The 14,582-nt window shown below is 62.6% G+C and carries 19 protein-coding genes; 7 read left to right on the top strand and 12 right to left on the bottom strand.

Annotated elements, in window-relative coordinates; all coding sequences use genetic code 11:
• Positions 1-258: 258 nt before the first annotated feature.
• The 3 genes from PSEEN_RS24875 to PSEEN_RS24865 all read right to left on the bottom strand — a co-directional run bounded on the left by PSEEN_RS24875 (position 259) and on the right by PSEEN_RS24865 (position 1,653).
• Entirely contained in the window at positions 259-465 is a 207-nt protein-coding gene (locus PSEEN_RS24875) for a hypothetical protein (RefSeq protein WP_044488571.1), read from the bottom strand.
• Positions 466-936: 471 nt separating this feature from the next.
• Positions 937-1,365: a TOBE domain-containing protein gene (locus PSEEN_RS24870; protein WP_011536352.1), complete on the bottom strand. Its 429-nt coding sequence runs from the start codon at positions 1,363-1,365 to the stop codon at positions 937-939.
• Between the two features lie 24 nt (positions 1,366-1,389).
• Positions 1,390-1,653, bottom strand: a complete 264-nt coding sequence (locus PSEEN_RS24865) for an accessory factor UbiK family protein (RefSeq protein WP_011536351.1) — start codon at positions 1,651-1,653, stop codon at positions 1,390-1,392.
• 406 nt (positions 1,654-2,059) lie between these two features.
• Here PSEEN_RS24865 and glnK point away from each other — a divergent pair, with 406 nt between their 5' ends.
• The 4 genes from glnK to PSEEN_RS24845 all read left to right on the top strand — a co-directional run bounded on the left by glnK (position 2,060) and on the right by PSEEN_RS24845 (position 6,335).
• The gene (gene glnK / locus PSEEN_RS24860) at positions 2,060-2,398 is read left to right on the top strand and encodes a P-II family nitrogen regulator (protein WP_002555808.1); all 339 of its coding nucleotides are present in this window, start codon (positions 2,060-2,062) and stop codon (positions 2,396-2,398) included.
• A gap of 49 nt (positions 2,399-2,447) precedes the next feature.
• Complete coding sequence (locus PSEEN_RS24855; protein ID WP_011536350.1) at positions 2,448-3,782, top strand: ammonium transporter; 1,335 nt, start codon at positions 2,448-2,450, stop codon at positions 3,780-3,782.
• A gap of 431 nt (positions 3,783-4,213) precedes the next feature.
• A complete protein-coding gene (gene sutA / locus PSEEN_RS24850; protein WP_011536349.1) occupies positions 4,214-4,543 on the top strand; it encodes a transcriptional regulator SutA in 330 nt (109 codons plus the stop codon).
• Positions 4,544-4,688: 145 nt separating this feature from the next.
• Positions 4,689-6,335: a hypothetical protein gene (locus PSEEN_RS24845; RefSeq protein WP_158020277.1), complete on the top strand. Its 1,647-nt coding sequence runs from the start codon at positions 4,689-4,691 to the stop codon at positions 6,333-6,335.
• Positions 6,336-6,347: 12 nt separating this feature from the next.
• Here PSEEN_RS24845 and PSEEN_RS24840 read toward each other — a convergent pair whose 3' ends face one another.
• The 9 genes from PSEEN_RS24840 to lptM form a co-directional block, all read right to left on the bottom strand.
• Complete coding sequence (locus tag PSEEN_RS24840; protein WP_044488568.1) at positions 6,348-7,100, bottom strand: class I SAM-dependent methyltransferase; 753 nt, start codon at positions 7,098-7,100, stop codon at positions 6,348-6,350.
• Entirely contained in the window at positions 7,097-7,537 is a 441-nt protein-coding gene (locus PSEEN_RS24835; RefSeq protein WP_011536346.1) for a GtrA family protein, read from the bottom strand. The genes PSEEN_RS24840 and PSEEN_RS24835 overlap by 4 nt, the downstream gene beginning before the upstream one ends.
• Entirely contained in the window at positions 7,524-8,447 is a 924-nt protein-coding gene (locus PSEEN_RS24830; RefSeq protein WP_044488566.1) for a glycosyltransferase family 2 protein, read from the bottom strand. Before PSEEN_RS24830 ends, PSEEN_RS24835 begins: the two co-directional genes overlap by 14 nt.
• 157 nt (positions 8,448-8,604) lie before the next feature.
• Positions 8,605-9,300 carry an HAD family hydrolase gene (locus tag PSEEN_RS24825; RefSeq protein WP_011536344.1) on the bottom strand — a complete coding sequence of 232 codons (696 nt, stop codon included), beginning with the start codon at positions 9,298-9,300 and terminating at the stop codon, positions 8,605-8,607.
• A complete protein-coding gene (gene xerC / locus PSEEN_RS24820; protein WP_011536343.1) occupies positions 9,297-10,196 on the bottom strand; it encodes a tyrosine recombinase XerC in 900 nt (299 codons plus the stop codon). Before xerC ends, PSEEN_RS24825 begins: the two co-directional genes overlap by 4 nt.
• The gene (locus PSEEN_RS24815; protein WP_011536342.1) at positions 10,196-10,903 is read right to left on the bottom strand and encodes a DUF484 family protein; all 708 of its coding nucleotides are present in this window, start codon (positions 10,901-10,903) and stop codon (positions 10,196-10,198) included. Before PSEEN_RS24815 ends, xerC begins: the two co-directional genes overlap by 1 nt.
• A gap of 13 nt (positions 10,904-10,916) precedes the next feature.
• The gene (gene dapF, locus PSEEN_RS24810) at positions 10,917-11,747 is read right to left on the bottom strand and encodes a diaminopimelate epimerase (RefSeq protein ID WP_011536341.1); all 831 of its coding nucleotides are present in this window, start codon (positions 11,745-11,747) and stop codon (positions 10,917-10,919) included.
• A gap of 4 nt (positions 11,748-11,751) precedes the next feature.
• Positions 11,752-12,999, bottom strand: coding sequence for a diaminopimelate decarboxylase (gene lysA / locus PSEEN_RS24805; protein WP_011536340.1), 1,248 nt, complete (start codon positions 12,997-12,999; stop codon positions 11,752-11,754).
• Positions 13,000-13,008: 9 nt separating this feature from the next.
• Complete coding sequence (lptM, locus tag PSEEN_RS25880; RefSeq protein WP_011536339.1) at positions 13,009-13,218, bottom strand: LPS translocon maturation chaperone LptM; 210 nt, start codon at positions 13,216-13,218, stop codon at positions 13,009-13,011.
• Positions 13,219-13,432: 214 nt separating this feature from the next.
• Between lptM and cyaY the strand changes: the two genes are divergently transcribed.
• The 3 genes from cyaY to rnk all read left to right on the top strand — a co-directional run bounded on the left by cyaY (position 13,433) and on the right by rnk (position 14,553).
• Positions 13,433-13,765, top strand: a complete 333-nt coding sequence (gene cyaY, locus PSEEN_RS24795) for an iron donor protein CyaY (RefSeq protein ID WP_011536338.1) — start codon at positions 13,433-13,435, stop codon at positions 13,763-13,765.
• Between the two features lies 1 nt (position 13,766).
• Complete coding sequence (locus PSEEN_RS26430) at positions 13,767-13,985, top strand: DUF1289 domain-containing protein (RefSeq protein WP_011536337.1); 219 nt, start codon at positions 13,767-13,769, stop codon at positions 13,983-13,985.
• Positions 13,986-14,142: 157 nt separating this feature from the next.
• Positions 14,143-14,553: a nucleoside diphosphate kinase regulator gene (rnk, locus tag PSEEN_RS24785; RefSeq protein ID WP_011536336.1), complete on the top strand. Its 411-nt coding sequence runs from the start codon at positions 14,143-14,145 to the stop codon at positions 14,551-14,553.
• Positions 14,554-14,582: the final 29 nt, after the last annotated feature.

Below are 14,582 nucleotides of genomic sequence, written 5' to 3'. Positions count from 1 at the left end.
GGGCGGGTGAGTGAACGTGTCTCGGGCCGCGATCATTCGATCGATGAAAAGCATGGTTTTTCCGACGTTTACGTGTTCGCTGGCGAATGCCGGAAATAAGATCGGCAGCGAACTTTCTACTGGCTGATTCCATGGGCTTTTTGAAACCTCGAATAAATGTCAGGCAATAAGAAGCCTGCGAACTTTAAATATTTAAAGTTCGTGAAAGTCTGACGTTTAATGTGTCGTCAGTTCAGGGTCGGGCATGCATCGCGCCGGTCAGCAGAAGCACAGGCGGGCGCGCCATCGACTGGGCGGTTCCTGGGTGTCTTCGGTATGCCAGTGCAGGCGCAGGGCAGGGCTGCCCAGCTGGGGCAGCCAGGTGGCGCGCAGCCTTGAAGCGCTCGCGCGGGGTGGGGATAGGCATGGCAAGGCCTTGCGCGCTGGGGCGTGCAGGCGATCGCGGATAAAGGTGATGAAGTTCATGAGCTTGCCTCCGACCGGGCGGGCACCCGGGGCGGCAAGCAACGGCGGAGCAATCAGGCTCTGGCGCGGCTTGCCCGACCAAGGGGGCGGGCCCGGAGTTCCGGTTCAAGTGCCTGGCAGGCATAAGCGGCCAGGCAGCGACTAGATACTGTGTCCATTGACGTCTTCGTGAGTTGAAATAAAGGCCCGCTTTTTCGGGGCGGGTGAACTTTATGCAAAGCATAGCGGGCAAGTCAACCGGGGAGGTGAAACTTAAATAAGTTTCATCTGGTTGGTTCAGGGAATATTTGGTTTTGCTGAATCAGCGCTGTAGGAGCGGCTTTAGCCGCGATGCAGGCAACGCGGTGTGTGGCACCCGCTTTGCGGGTGATCGCGGCTAAAGCCGCTCCTACAGAGGCCGCGCAAGATCTGTGGGTCATGAGAACGGCATCGCCGGCAAAGCCGGCTCCTACAGGAGCCGGGTTGCCAGGGTCAGGCCTTGGCGCCGAGGATGATGTGCGAGGCCTTGATCAGCGCGGTGGCTTTTACGCCTGGCTTGAGGCCGAGCTCCTGCACCGCTTCACGGGTGACGATGGCGTAGACCTCGGTGCCACCGGACAGCTTCAGGACCACTTCAGCGTTCACCGCACCGTCGCCGACTCGCACCACTTCGCCTTCCAGGCTGTTGCGCGCAGACAGCTTGTAGCCGGCGGCATCGGTCATCAGCACCACCCACGGTGCCTTCACCAGGGCCACGGCCTGCTTGCCGACATTGATGCTGAGGTTGTGCAGGCTGGCCATGGTGACTACCGCGACCAGTTTCTCACCGCCGGCCAGGGTCACTTCCACCTCGGCATTCACTGCGCCGGGTTGAACACTGCTGACGGTACCTTCGAAGACATTGCGGGCACTGACTTTCATGGGAAACGCTCCGTGTATCGATTGTTATTCCGCGGCGGGCGGGGCCATCCGTGCTTCCAGCTCGGCGACTTGTTTCTCCAGGGCTTCCAGCCGGGCGCGGGTGCGGGCCAGCACCACCATTTGACTGTCGAACTCTTCGCGGCTGACCAGGTCGAGCTTGCTGAAGGCGCCCTGCATCAGCACCTTGAACTGGCTTTCCAGTTCGGCGCGAGGCGCAGCGGTGTCGCCGCTGAACAGGCGCGAGGCCTGGTCGCTCAGGGCATCGAGAAAGGCTTTGGGCGCGAGCATGTTGGCTATCCGCTGATCACTGAAAGGGCAGCAGTGTAGCACGCGGCCTTCGCCTACTTGCGCTGCACGCTTTTCGCGCAGGGCGGCCAAAGGTCGCGCACCGATTTTGTGCGCTTTTTCGCTGCTGGCGATTGGCCAATCCCGGCCTGTTCACGCAACTAGCTGTTTTTTCGTCACTTGCGCCAACTGGCAAGGTTTCTGCAAAGACCTGATCGAGCCATGCACTGATGCAGTCCCTTGTGACCAGGCAGTGCGCAGGCGGAGCCGGAGGGTTCTTCGTCAAAGCCGGATCGTGCGTCGGCGGGGAGGATGGAGCCGACGACGCGTTACAAAGCCAGGCGCTGCGCTTAGACTTGAGTCGGGTTTGTTTTCCTGGGGCAAGTCCACCAAATCGGGAGAGAGTTTCATGAAGCTAGTCACTGCCATCATCAAGCCGTTCAAGCTGGACGACGTGCGCGAGTCGCTGTCGGAAATCGGCGTGCAGGGCATCACCGTCACCGAAGTCAAAGGTTTCGGTCGTCAGAAGGGTCACACCGAGCTGTACCGCGGCGCCGAATACGTGGTCGATTTCCTGCCCAAGGTGAAGATCGATGTGGCCATCGACGACAAGGACCTTGATCGGGTGATCGAGGCCATCACCAAGGCGGCCAACACCGGCAAGATCGGCGACGGCAAGATCTTCGTGGTCAACCTGGAGCAGGCAATCCGTATCCGTACCGGCGAAACCGATACCGACGCGATCTAAGCGCCAGAACCAAGCCTCACCAAACCCAAACGCCCCAGGAGAAAACAACATGACTCTGCGCAAGATCGCAGGGCTAGGAGCCCTATTGTCCCTCGTAATGCCAGGGCTGGCCCTGGCCGAGGAAACGGCCGCCCCGGTGCTGAACTCCGGCGACACCGCCTGGATGCTCACCTCGACGGCGCTGGTCCTGTTCATGACCATCCCGGGCCTGGCCCTGTTCTACGGCGGCATGGTGCGCTCGAAGAACGTGCTGTCGGTGATGATGCAGTGCTTCGCCATCACCGGGCTGATCAGCATCCTGTGGGTCATCTACGGCTACAGCCTCGCCTTCGATACCGCCGGTATGGAAAAGGGCGTGCTCAACTTCAATTCCTTCATCGGTGGCTTCTCCAAGGCTTTCCTCAACGGCGTCACGCCGTCGGGCCTGACTTCGGCCACCGCGCTGTTCCCGGAAGCGGTGTTCATCACCTTCCAGATGACCTTCGCCATCATCACCCCAGCGCTGATCGTCGGTGCCTTCGCCGAACGCATGAAGTTCTCGGCGATGCTGATCTTCATGGGCGTGTGGTTCACCCTGGTCTACGCGCCGATCGCGCACATGGTCTGGAGCGGTGACGGCGCGCTAATGTGGGACTGGGGCGTGCTCGACTTCGCCGGCGGCACCGTAGTGCACATCAACGCCGGTATCGCCGGCCTGGTCTGCTGCCTGGTGCTGGGCAAGCGCAAGGGCTACCCAACCACGCCGATGGCGCCGCACAACCTGGGCTACACCCTGATGGGCGCGGCCATGCTGTGGATCGGCTGGTTCGGCTTCAACGCAGGTTCCGCCGCCGCCGCCAACGGCACCGCCGGCATGGCCATGCTGGTGACCCAGATCGCCACCGCCGCCGCCGCGCTGGGCTGGATGTTCGCCGAGTGGATCTTCCACGGCAAACCCAGCGCACTGGGCATCGCCTCGGGCGTGGTTGCCGGCCTGGTCGCCATCACCCCGGCCGCCGGCACCGTCGGCCCGATGGGTGCTTTGGTGATCGGCCTGGTGTCCGGCATCGTCTGCTACTTCTGTGCCACCAGCCTCAAGCGCAAGCTCGGGTATGACGACTCCCTCGACGCCTTCGGCGTGCACGGCATCGGCGGCATCATCGGCGCGCTGCTCACCGGTGTGTTCGCAGCCCCCGCCCTGGGCGGCTTCGGCGCGGTCACCGACATCGCCGCGCAGTTCTGGATCCAGGCCAAGGGCGTGATCTTCACCGTGGTCTACACCGCCATCGTCACCTACGTGATCCTCAAGGTGCTCGACCTGGTGATGGGCCTGCGGGTCAGCGAAGAAGAAGAGTCGGTCGGCCTCGACCTGGCTCAACACAACGAGCGCGGCTACAACCTGTAACCGTGACGCTGGAAAACTTGCCCGGTTCGCCGGGCATTTTTTTGCCTGTAGTTTGCTGCTTTACGCGATGCAAACGGTTTACCCCACCTGTTCGCGACCTGGGCAGAATTCTTACAAGCCATCGGGTGTTTCTGGTGCTTTGCTTTTTCTGCGAGCGCGCTAGAATGCGCGCCGAAGGAAGCAGGACGAGTAGTCCACACACTTCGCCACCCTTTGCTAGGCTTGCCAATAGCCTGTGGCCAGCAAGGGTGCAACGTATTTCGTCAGGCCTTGCCAGGAGCAGGGCCTGCAGGGTGCCAGGCTCCCCATGAGGGGGCGGACACCCAGGGCAGTGGCCAACCCACGGCCAGTTGAATTTTCACTGGTGGCTGCCGGTCTACGGCTGCACCGGTCTATAACTAACCTGCTTTTCGCAAGTCATGAGGTAGAACATGAGCGACGACGATCTGGAAAATGACGACCTCGAAGTAGGCGACGAAGACGAGGCTGATGAAGGCCTCGAAGCGGCCGCTGACGATGGCGCGGAAGACGCTGGCGATGACGACAGCAGCCCCGCGCCTGCTGCCAAGGGCAAGTCCAAGGCGGCTGTCTCGGTAGACGAGATGCCGAGCATGGAAGCCAAGCAGAAAGAGCGCGATGCGCTGGCCAAGGCGATGGAAGAATTCCTGTCGCGCGGTGGCAAGGTGCAGGAAGTGGAGGCCAACGTGGTCGCCGATCCGCCCAAGAAGCCGGACAACAAGTACGGCAGCCGCCCTATCTGAGTGGCTGAATGCAAAAGAGCCCGCCGTCGCTGCGGGCTTTTTTGTGGGTGTTTTCGAGACTTGCCAGGGACATGACCTGCTTCACCCGCTATCCAGCAAATGGTAGCGTTCGCACCCTGTGTGTCTTCTAGCCGGATGCTGAGTCATGAGTAACGCTTTAAGTAGGGCGGGTTTGCTACTGACACCTTTGGTGCTGCTTTGCGCGTTGCTCAGTGGCGTGTTTCTTCCGGTCTACTCCGATGAGGTCGTGACCAAGTTCAGCGTGGCCCGCTTCTTCCTGGAAGGGGGCCAGATGGTCTCGTTCTTTCCACAATGCACCAGCACCGTGGGTCATGGCGTGGCCTGGGTCTTTTACCCGGCCGCGCTGCTGATTTCCTCGGTATACGCTCATCTGGGGCCATTGGGCATACGGCTGAGCGGGATCGTCCTGACATTGGCCTGGTTTGTGCTGCTGGCCTACTGGTGTCGCAGGCAGGCAGCTGAGGGCGGCATCGGTCGCTTCAGCTTCCTGGCAGCTTTTGCGGCGCTGGGTGTGATGCCTTACCTTTGGGTGTTTTCGCGGCCTGAGCAGTTCATGCTGCTGCCGTTACTGATCATGTGCATGGTGGCGTTGCTGACGCCTGTGCAAAACAGCAGGAAGCGGCAGCTTGCCGTGACCGTCGGCTTGGTGGTGGTGCTATCGGTATTCTTTTATGCGCACCCCAAAAGCGTGTTCTTCGCGCCCTTTGCGCTCGTTGCCACTTGGTTCGCCACGCGTGGGAGCAGTCTGCTGATCCGTACTGGCCTGGTGCTTTACATACTCGTGTTGAGCGGGCAGGTCCTGCATGATGCCAGTCTGCTGGGCGGGTGCCAGGATGCACCAGCCGTACAGGCGCTTCTGGCAACCAACAGCTTGCTGCCCGGCATGCTGTTGGAGGATCCGGTGGCATTCCTGGTTGCCGCCTGGCAGAACGTCAGTCTGTTTCCAGGGCGCATGCTCGCGCACCTGACCTTCAACCCCACTTTCCAGTCGGGCTGGCTTGCGTCTCTGACGGAGCAACCGGTGTGGTTGCGCTGGCTGAACCCGCTTATCGCCTGCGCATTGTTGGTGTTGGTGGTCGGCAGCCACTTGCTGGCGCTGCTACTGGCGGCAATCGCGCTGATCCGCAGGCGGCTGCCGGCGGCCTTGCTGCTGGCGGCATTGCTGGCCGCAGCTGACCTGATCAATGCGGCGTTGTACAACCTGCAGAACTTCTATGCAGGCATCCAGTACATTCCGTTGTCCCTGATGATCGTCACCTTGTTGTTCCATTGTGTGCCGACCGTGCCACAGTGGCCTGGGGTGCGGGCAACGGGCTACTTGGCAGTGACGCTCATGAGTGGACTGTCGCTGGCCTCGTTGTTTGCGCTGTTCTCTCTGGTCACGCCGACTCTGCTGCGCAACGCCGGTTATGCAAACGCCAGCCTGCCAGGGCAGTCGCTATCCATTCCGCTGCTGAATACCCAGGCACATCTGGACTCGATCCTAAAACTGGGCGACACCTGCCATATACCGCGAGCGGGGGCTGAACATGTGGTACTCGATCACATGACGTATTTCGCCTATCTGCAGGACAGCAAACCTGTGCATGTCCTGTATGTCTCCGAGTTAGGCTATGGTGCGGACTTGCTCAACGGCAAGCTGTTGCCGTTTCTCAAGGCGCGTAACAGCCCTGGCCTGATCACCCGTTGCGAATGGGTGCCCAATGAGCTGCGTGATGGCCAGCAGCGCAACGACCAGGGCTACTGCTGTGTCGATTTCGGCAATCGTTAGTGACAGGACGGATCAGGGCTTGGTTGCGACCATCAGCAGTGAGCCGCCGATGGGAAAGCGCACGCCGGCCTTGATCAGCCCGAGCTCCAACCGCATCAGCATTTCCAGGGACTGGTTCAGCCAGCGGGGAATGTTGAATTCGCCCATGGGGTCATGCTGCTTGTTGGCGCGCTTTCTGGACAGCCACATCAAGGGTACCAGCAAGCTGACGAACGAGCTGACGTAGCTGACCTGCAGGCCGGCCCGCTGGGCTTTTTCCACCAGCTCGGCGCGGCTGTAACGGCGAACGTGACAAGCGTACTCGTCGACTTGCGACCAGAGCCAGCGATGCTGAGGCACGGTGACCACCAGTGAGCCGCCGGGGCGCAGGGCGCGGGTCAGGTTTCGCAGTACGGTCTCGTCTTGTTCGATATGTTCGATGACATCGAAGGCGCCGACGATGTCGTAGCGCTCGACCTCTTGCATCCGTGTCGCGTCCAGTTGCTTCAGTTGTGCATTGGGGATGCGTTTGCGGGCGTGTTCAAGCCCTTCTTCGTAGTACTCGGAGCCGTGCAGTTCGATCTGCGGCCAGGCACGGCTGATACCTTCGAGCACATACCCGGTGCCACAACCAATCTCTAGAAGGCTATTGAAAGGTTTGACCTTCTTCGCCAAGGCCCAGAGCACGATCTGGTTGCGGGTTCTGAACCACCAGTGCCCCGACTCCGCCTGGGCAAGCTGGGCGAACGTCGACGACGGAAACGGGGAGCGATCGGGCGAAGTCATTGGCTGGCCTTGAACACGAAGAATTTTAAGGTGAGGAACAGGTAGCCGGCGACGACCAGGATAGCCATGGCCTGCACCCACTGGTGGGCGTACCCGAAGTGGTCGACGAATACCGTCAACAGGGCCAGGTTGATGCCATAGCCCAACGTATGGGCCAGGATGTAGCGAAAGCCCGAACCGAGGAGCCCGCCCTGGTAGGAGAACGTCAGCCGGCGGTTGCCGAAGAAGCCGATCAGTGCGCCGGTGAGGTAGAGCAGTGTCATGACCAGCTTCGGAGGAGCACCCAGTTCGGTCAGCAGCAGATAGAGGGCATAGCCGCAGGCGTTGCTGAGCAGGCCGATGATGCCGTACTTGACGAGTTGGGCCAGGGGTAGCCGGTGCTTGAACCGTGCGCCCAGGCTCGTACGAGCGGGCTGGGTATGGTCATGGGCGGCCATAGATATGCCTGACGATGGTGTAGGGGCGGCGTTTGCTTTCCGAGAAGACTTTCGACAGATAGATCCCGATGACGCCCATGCAGGAGAGGATCAGGCCACCCAGCACCCAGATCGAGACCATTACCGATGTCCAGCCCGGCAGGGTGTAGGAGAAGAACAGCGAGTGCACGGTCAGATAGGCGGCATAGCAACATGAGAACGAGAAAATGAGCAGGCCGATGTAGAAAATGGCGACCAGTGGCAAGGCACTGAACGAGGTCACCGAGTTCACCAGCAGCGCCAGCTTGCGCCGCAACGTATAGGTGGATTGGCCGCTGCTGAGCTTCTTGATGGTGATGGCTTTCTGGGCGAAACCGGTAATCTGGAACAGGCCGGCCATGAACACTTCCTGTTCGTCATGACACAGCAGCGCATCGACATAGCGCCGGGTCATCAGGCGGGCGGTGACCACGTTGGCCGGCAGCGACAGCCCCGACAGACGATTGATCAGCGTCCAGAAAACGCCGCCGCTGAGGCGTTCGAACCAGCTGCCTTTGCGTTGCTCCTGCACGCCATAGACCACATCGCAGTCTTCCCCCTGCAACTGTTCGGCAAACTTCGACAGGTATTCCGGCGGTTCCTCCAGATCGCTGTCTATCAGGAACACCTGATCACCCCTGCTATGTGCCAACCCCGTCATGATCGCCTTGTGATGGCCGAAGTTTCTCGATAGGTCGACCAGCACCACATGACTGTCGGTTTCTGTCAGACGAATGGCCCGGGCCAGGCTGTCGTCGGGCGAGCCATCATTGACCAGGACGATCTCATAGTCGTCACCGGCGTAGGCTTGCGCGACGCTGCTGCAGCGGGCATGAAACTCCTGCAGATGAGAGGCCGACTGGTACAGCGTGGCGACAATGGACAGTTTCATAGTGAGGTGTGCTTCATGGTAAGTGCAGGTTTCAATGCCGCAGTCTAGGTGCCAGGCGGGTTGGCAACGCCGTGGTTGGGTACGCAAGGGAGCCTGTATATCAGGCTTTTTTCGTTGTCGACAGCGCAAGCCTGTGGCCTTCGCCTTGTCCTGAGGCTCAGCGCCAACGCGCCAGGGCCTCGGGCAACTGCGAAAGCCGTTGTATTTGCGCATCAGGGGGCCGTTCACCACTCCAGGGCTTGAGTTGTGGATTGAACCAGATCGCCCGCAGTCCGGCACGTTGGGCGCCAGCGATATCGTCACCCGGATGGTCGCCGACGTGCACGGCGGCCTCGGCCACCACGCCACCACGCTTGAGGGCTTCGATGAAGGGCGCCGGATCAGGCTTGCCGATGCCCAGGTCCTCGGCGCACAGCGCAAACTTGAAATAGTCCGCCAGCCCCAACCGACGCACGTCGGCATTACCGTTGGTGACCACGCCAAGGGTGTAGTGATGGCGCAGGATCTCCAGCACCGGCTGCACCTCGGGGAACACCTCGATCTGGTGTCGCGCATGCAGGAACACCTCGAAGCCTTCGTTGGCCAGCTCCTGGGCATGCTTCTCGCTGTAGCCGACCTCTTCCAGGGCGTGGAACAGCACGCGACGGCGCAGGGCGCTGATGCGGTGCTTGAGGCCCGGCTCGGCCTGCACCAGGCGCTCGCGGATGGCGAACAGGTGCTCGATCGGCACCCCGCCGAGGGTCGGCGCATTGGCTGCCAGCCAGTCGCGCAGGACAGTCTCGGCGCTGGCGATCACCGGCGCGGTGTCCCATAGGGTGTCGTCCAGGTCGAAGGTGATCAGCTTGATGCTCATGATTCGTTGCCTTTGCTGCGTTTGGCCCGAGGGTGGGCGCTGTCGTACACGGCGGCCAGGTGCTGGAAGTCCAGGTGGGTGTAGATCTGCGTGGTGCTGATGTCAGCGTGGCCAAGCATCTCCTGCACCGCGCGCAGGTCCTGGGACGACTCAAGTAGGTGGCTGGCGAAGGAGTGGCGGAGCATGTGCGGGTGCAGGTGCTGGCCCAGCTCGCGCTCGCCGAAGGTCTTGACCCGCATCTGGATGGCCCGTGTGCTCAAGCGGTTGCCCTGGCGGGTGATGAACACCGCGCCGTCCCGGGGGGCGGCGATGCCACGCAGCCTGAACCATTCCTGCAACGCTTCGCAAGCCTTGCGCCCGACCGGCAGCACGCGGCTCTTACCGCCCTTGCCGAGTACCTGGACCAGCCCACCGGTCAGGTCCAGGTGTTCCAGATCGAGGCCGGCCAGCTCCGACAGGCGCAGGCCCGAGGAGTAGAACAGCTCGAGGATGGCCTGGTCGCGCCGGGCGATGAAGTCATCGTCGACGCCGCCATCGAGCAACTGCAGGGCGCGGTCGGTATCCAGGGTCTTGGGCAGGCGACGCTCGCCCTTCGGTGGTGCCAGACCGTTGGCCGGATCGTGCTGGCACAGGCCTTCGCGGTTGAGGTAGCGGTACAGGCCGCGCACCGCCGAGAGCAGGCGTGCCAGGCTGCGCGAGGACTGGCCATGGTGGTGCTGGCGCGCCACCAGTTGGCGCAACTGCTGGACCTGCAGCGCATCCCAGCCGGCAATGCCTTGGTTGTTGCAGAATTCGATGACTTTCTCGAGGTCGCGGCGGTAGGCCAGCAGGGTGTGCCCGGACACCTGGCGCTCGTTGCGCAGGTGTGCGCAATAAGCCTCCAGCTGGCGTTCCATCAGCGCACCGAGCGCAGCGTCTGGGTGAAGCGCGGCAGCACGCGACCGAGCACTTCGGCGATGTAGCTGAGGAACAGGGTGCCGACGCTGCTCTTGTAGTGCTGCGGGTCGCGGCTGCCGATCGCCAGCACGCCATGCAGGCCCTGGTGTTCGAGGGTGGCCACGGCACTGGAGCCGACTTCCTTGTGGGCCGTGTCGCCGAACAGGAAGGCCAGCTCGTGCTCGCGCAGGCTGCCGCTGATGGTCTTGCCGCCGCCGATCAGGCCGCCGATGGCTTGTTGCGCCTCGGCGCCAGGTACCCAGCGGCCGACCGGCGCGGCGTTTTCGCCGAACAGGATCAGGCTGACGAAGGGCACCTGAAATTCCTGGCGCAGGCTGTCCTCGACGGCCATCACCACTTCTTCAAGGCTGCTGGCATCGAGGAGGTCGAGGATCAGCCGGCGGGTCTTGTCGAACAACCGGTCGTTGTCGCGGGCCACGTCCATCAATTGCGACAGGCGATGGCGCATCTCGATATTGCGGTCGCGCAGCAGCTTGAGCTGGCGCTCCACCAGCGACACGCTGTCGCCGCGCTGGTGGGGGATACGCTGCTCGAGCAGCAGCTCGTCGTGCTCGGCGAAGAAGCTGGGATGGGCGCGCAGGTAGGCGACCACGGCCTCTTCGTCGAGCGCGTTGGCCTGGGGTGCAACGTTAGGCTGATCGGTCATGGCGGATACTCGCTTAGAGACGAACCTGTCCTTCGAAAACGCGTACAGCCGGGCCGGTCATCAGCACAGGCTTGCCGGGGCCGGCCCACTCGATGCTCAGGCGCCCGCCTGGCAGGTCGATGGTCACCGGCGAGTCCATCCAGCCCTGGGCGATGGCCGCAACGGCCGCGGCACAGGCGCCGGTACCGCAGGCTTGGGTTTCGCCCGCGCCGCGCTCCCATACCCGCAGGTTGGCGCGGTGGCGGTCGACGACCTGGATGAAGCCGGCGTTGACCCGCTGCGGGAAGCGCGGGTGGTGCTCGATCTTCGGCCCCAGCTCGTGGACCGGCGCGGTACGCACATCGTCGACGCGCAGTACCGAATGCGGGTTGCCCATGGACACGGCGGCAATCTGGTGCACCTGTCCATCGACTTCGAGCGGGTAGCTCAACGCCTGCTCATCGGCGATGAACGGGATATCGGCTGGCACGAAGCGCGGCGGGCCCATGTCGACACAGACCTGGCCATCGTTGCGCACATCCAGCTCGATGATGCCGCCCTTGGTTTCGACGCGGATACGCTTTTTCGCGGTCAGGCGCTTGTCCAGCACGAAGCGGGCGAAGCAGCGCGCACCGTTGCCGCACTGTTCGACCTCGGAACCATCGGCGTTGAAGATCCGATAGCGGAAGTCCACGTCCGGGTTGCTGGGGGCCTCGACGATCAGCAACTGGTCGAAGCCGATGCCGGTGTTGCGGTCGCCCCATTGCTTGGCGTGCTTGGGTTGGATATGGGCGTGCTGGCTGACCAGGTCGAGGACCATGAAGTCGTTGCCCAGCCCGTGCATCTTGGTGAAACGCAGCAGCATGGGCTTACTCCGGCAGCAGGCTTTCGCCGGCGAACAATTCGGCGACGGTCTCGCGGCGACGCACTTCGAAGGCCTGGTCGCCGTCGACCAGCACTTCGGCGCAACGGCCACGGGTGTTGTAGTTCGAGCTCATGACGAAACCATAGGCGCCCGCGGAGCGGACGGCCAGCAGGTCGCCTTCGGCCAGGTCCAGTACACGGTCCTTGCCCAGGAAGTCGCCGGTCTCGCAGATCGGGCCGACCAGGTCGTAGGCACGGCCTTCGCCTTCGCGGGGCTTGACCGCGCTGACGTCCATCCAGGCCTGGTACAGGGCCGGGCGGATCAGGTCGTTCATCGCTGCGTCGATGATGGCGAAGTCCTTGTGCTCGGTGTGCTTGAGGTATTCCACGCGAGTCAGCAGCACGCCGCCGTTGGCGACGATGTAGCGGCCCGGCTCGAATACCAGGGCCAGCTCACGGTCGCCAACGCGCTCGCGGATGGCCTGGATGTAGTCGGCCAGCACCGGAGGCTGCTCGTCGCGATAACGCACGCCGACACCGCCACCGAGGTCGAGGTGACGCAGGTGGATGCCGCACTCGGCCAGGCGGTCGACCAGCACCAGCAGGCGGTCGAGGGCATCGAGGAAGGGCTCGACGGTGGTCAGTTGCGAACCGATGTGGCAGTCGACGCCGACCACGTCCAGGTTGGGCAGCTGCGCGGCGCGCACGTAGATGGCTTCGGCGTCGGCGATGGCGATGCCGAACTTGTTTTCTTTGAGGCCGGTGGAGATGTACGGGTGGGTGCCGGCGTCGACGTCCGGGTTCACACGCAGCGAGACCGGGGCCGTCTTGCCCATCTCGGCGGCAACGACCTGCAGGCGTTCGAGCTCGTCGCTGGACTCGACGTTGAAGCAGTGTACGCCGACTTCCAGGGCACGGCGCATGTCTTCACGGGTCTTGCCGACACCGGAGAACACCACGCGATCGGCGCGGCCACCGGCGGCCAGTACGCGCTCCAGCTCACCGCCGGAGACGATGTCGAAACCCGCGCCCAGGCGCGCCAGCAGGTTCAGCACGCCCAGGTTGGAGTTGGCCTTGACCGCGAAGCAGACCAGGTGCTCGACCCCCTGCAGGGCGTCGGTATAGCTACGGTACTGGGCCTCGATGTGGGCGCGGGAGTACACGTAGGTCGGCGTGCCGAAGCGCTCGGCGACTGCCGACAGGGCCACCCCTTCCGCGAACAGCTCGCCGTCGCGGTAGTTGAATGCATCCATGGGATTTCCTTACGGCGCGGGAGACGGCTCAGCCTGCTCTTGCTGCTCCGGTGCCTGCTGCTGGGCCGGTTGGGCGTGCTGGTGCTGCTGGTGCGACTTGCGCGGGCCTTTGCCGTCCTTGCCGTCTTCGGGCAGGTACAGGGGGCCTTTCTGGCCGCAGGCCGAAACGAGGCAGGCAACCGCGACCAGTGCCGCGAGGGAGGAAATCAGGCGCTTCATGGGTGAAATCCTTGGAAATATGCAGTATTGCGGCCGAGTATACCGAGCGACCACCCGATTGCCTATGCAAGCACCGGTCCGCTTGGCGGGCATGCCTTGTTCGCCGGCAAGCCGGCGAAAGGGCCGCAGATCAGCGCTAAACTTTGCAATCACGACCAACCGGCCTTATCGTGCCCGGCTTGCGTGTGTGCAGCCATTTTTCGAGGTTCCTGCAATGAGTTTGAGCGAAGCGCGTTTCCACGATCTGGTCGACGCGACCCAACAGGCCCTGGAAGACCTGTTCGACGAGAGCGACCTGGACCTGGACATGGAAAACTCCGCCGGTGTGCTGACCGTCAAGTTCGACAACGGCAGCCAGCTGATCTTCAGCCGCCAGGAACCACTGCGCCAATTGTGGCTGGCCGACCGCTCCGGTGGCTTCCACTTCGACTACGACGAAGAAAGCGGCAAGTGGGTGTGCGAGAAGACCGAGGAACTGCTCGGTGAAATGCTCGAGCGCATTGTCTGGGAACGGGCCGGCGAGAAGCTGGATTTCGACGAGATCTGAAATGAGTGATCAACCCCGGCCGCCCAAGCCGCTCTACAGCAACGTCAGCCCGGCAGTACCGTCACCTTGTATCAGCATATGTCGGCTGGACGAGTACAAGGTTTGTACTGGTTGCCACCGCCATGTCGAGCATATCCGCGAGTGGCGCGCGGCTGACGACGAGCGGCGCCGGCAGATCTGCCGCGAGGCCGAGGTGCTCAAGGCACGTTCTGGACGATAGCCACAGGTTTCCTGCGGGCTTGTGTATTTGCCCCGCTGTGGTAGTGTCAGGTTCTGCGTCATTGACGCCAGAAGCATTTCGCAAACCCCGCCCTTGGGCGGGGTTTTGCTTTATCTGTCTGTGGAAAATCGCCTGTTCAAAGGAGTCTGACTGGATCATGAGCACCAAGCCCTCCCTCATCCTCACCCGCTTGGACGTGCAGCGTCTCGAGCGCCTGCTCGACAGCCTCGATGAGAGCACCCCGGGTGTGCTCGCCCTGCAGGACGAGCTGGACCGCGCCGAACAGGTGGTCGGTCATGAGGAAGTGCCGGCGGGCGTGGTCACCATGAATTCCCGCGTGCATTGCCGTGAGATCGCCAGTGGCAAGGATTACCACCTGACGCTGGTCTACCCGAAGGATGCCGGGCCGGAAGGCAATGTCTCGATTCTTGCGCCGATTGGCTGCGCGCTCTTGGGCCTGTCGGTGGGCGACCAGATCGACTGGCCCGCGCCGGGCGGCAAGACTCTCAAGCTCGAACTGCTGGCGGTTGAGTATCAGCCGGAAGCTGCGGGCGACTTCGATCTCTGAACGGAGTTGAGGTGGCGAACTGCCGCCTC

This window comes from Pseudomonas entomophila L48 (genome assembly GCF_000026105.1).
Lineage (GTDB): Bacteria > Pseudomonadota > Gammaproteobacteria > Pseudomonadales > Pseudomonadaceae > Aquipseudomonas > Aquipseudomonas entomophila.
The sequence above is the reverse complement of the archived record's forward strand: the minus strand, read 5'-3'. Positions and strand labels throughout refer to the sequence as shown.

Coding starts and splice junctions, on each gene's coding strand:
- PSEEN_RS24815 (WP_011536342.1), bottom strand. CDS start 10,903: ATGACCGATCAGCCTAACGTTGCACCCCAGGCCAACGCGCTCGACGAA.
- PSEEN_RS24875 (WP_044488571.1), bottom strand. CDS start 465: ATGAACTTCATCACCTTTATCCGCGATCGCCTGCACGCCCCAGCGCGC.
- PSEEN_RS24865 (WP_011536351.1), bottom strand. CDS start 1,653: ATGCTCGCGCCCAAAGCCTTTCTCGATGCCCTGAGCGACCAGGCCTCG.
- cyaY (WP_011536338.1), top strand. CDS start 13,433: ATGAGTTTGAGCGAAGCGCGTTTCCACGATCTGGTCGACGCGACCCAA.
- dapF (WP_011536341.1), bottom strand. CDS start 11,747: ATGCTGCTGCGTTTCACCAAGATGCACGGGCTGGGCAACGACTTCATG.
- rnk (WP_011536336.1), top strand. CDS start 14,143: ATGAGCACCAAGCCCTCCCTCATCCTCACCCGCTTGGACGTGCAGCGT.
- PSEEN_RS24870 (WP_011536352.1), bottom strand. CDS start 1,365: ATGAAAGTCAGTGCCCGCAATGTCTTCGAAGGTACCGTCAGCAGTGTT.
- sutA (WP_011536349.1), top strand. CDS start 4,214: ATGAGCGACGACGATCTGGAAAATGACGACCTCGAAGTAGGCGACGAA.
- PSEEN_RS24835 (WP_011536346.1), bottom strand. CDS start 7,537: ATGGCCGCCCATGACCATACCCAGCCCGCTCGTACGAGCCTGGGCGCA.
- PSEEN_RS24855 (WP_011536350.1), top strand. CDS start 2,448: ATGACTCTGCGCAAGATCGCAGGGCTAGGAGCCCTATTGTCCCTCGTA.
- PSEEN_RS24830 (WP_044488566.1), bottom strand. CDS start 8,447: ATGAAACTGTCCATTGTCGCCACGCTGTACCAGTCGGCCTCTCATCTG.
- xerC (WP_011536343.1), bottom strand. CDS start 10,196: ATGGAACGCCAGCTGGAGGCTTATTGCGCACACCTGCGCAACGAGCGC.
- PSEEN_RS24840 (WP_044488568.1), bottom strand. CDS start 7,100: ATGACTTCGCCCGATCGCTCCCCGTTTCCGTCGTCGACGTTCGCCCAG.
- PSEEN_RS24845 (WP_158020277.1), top strand. CDS start 4,689: ATGAGTAACGCTTTAAGTAGGGCGGGTTTGCTACTGACACCTTTGGTG.
- lysA (WP_011536340.1), bottom strand. CDS start 12,999: ATGGATGCATTCAACTACCGCGACGGCGAGCTGTTCGCGGAAGGGGTG.
- lptM (WP_011536339.1), bottom strand. CDS start 13,218: ATGAAGCGCCTGATTTCCTCCCTCGCGGCACTGGTCGCGGTTGCCTGC.
- PSEEN_RS26430 (WP_011536337.1), top strand. CDS start 13,767: ATGAGTGATCAACCCCGGCCGCCCAAGCCGCTCTACAGCAACGTCAGC.
- PSEEN_RS24825 (WP_011536344.1), bottom strand. CDS start 9,300: ATGAGCATCAAGCTGATCACCTTCGACCTGGACGACACCCTATGGGAC.
- glnK (WP_002555808.1), top strand. CDS start 2,060: ATGAAGCTAGTCACTGCCATCATCAAGCCGTTCAAGCTGGACGACGTG.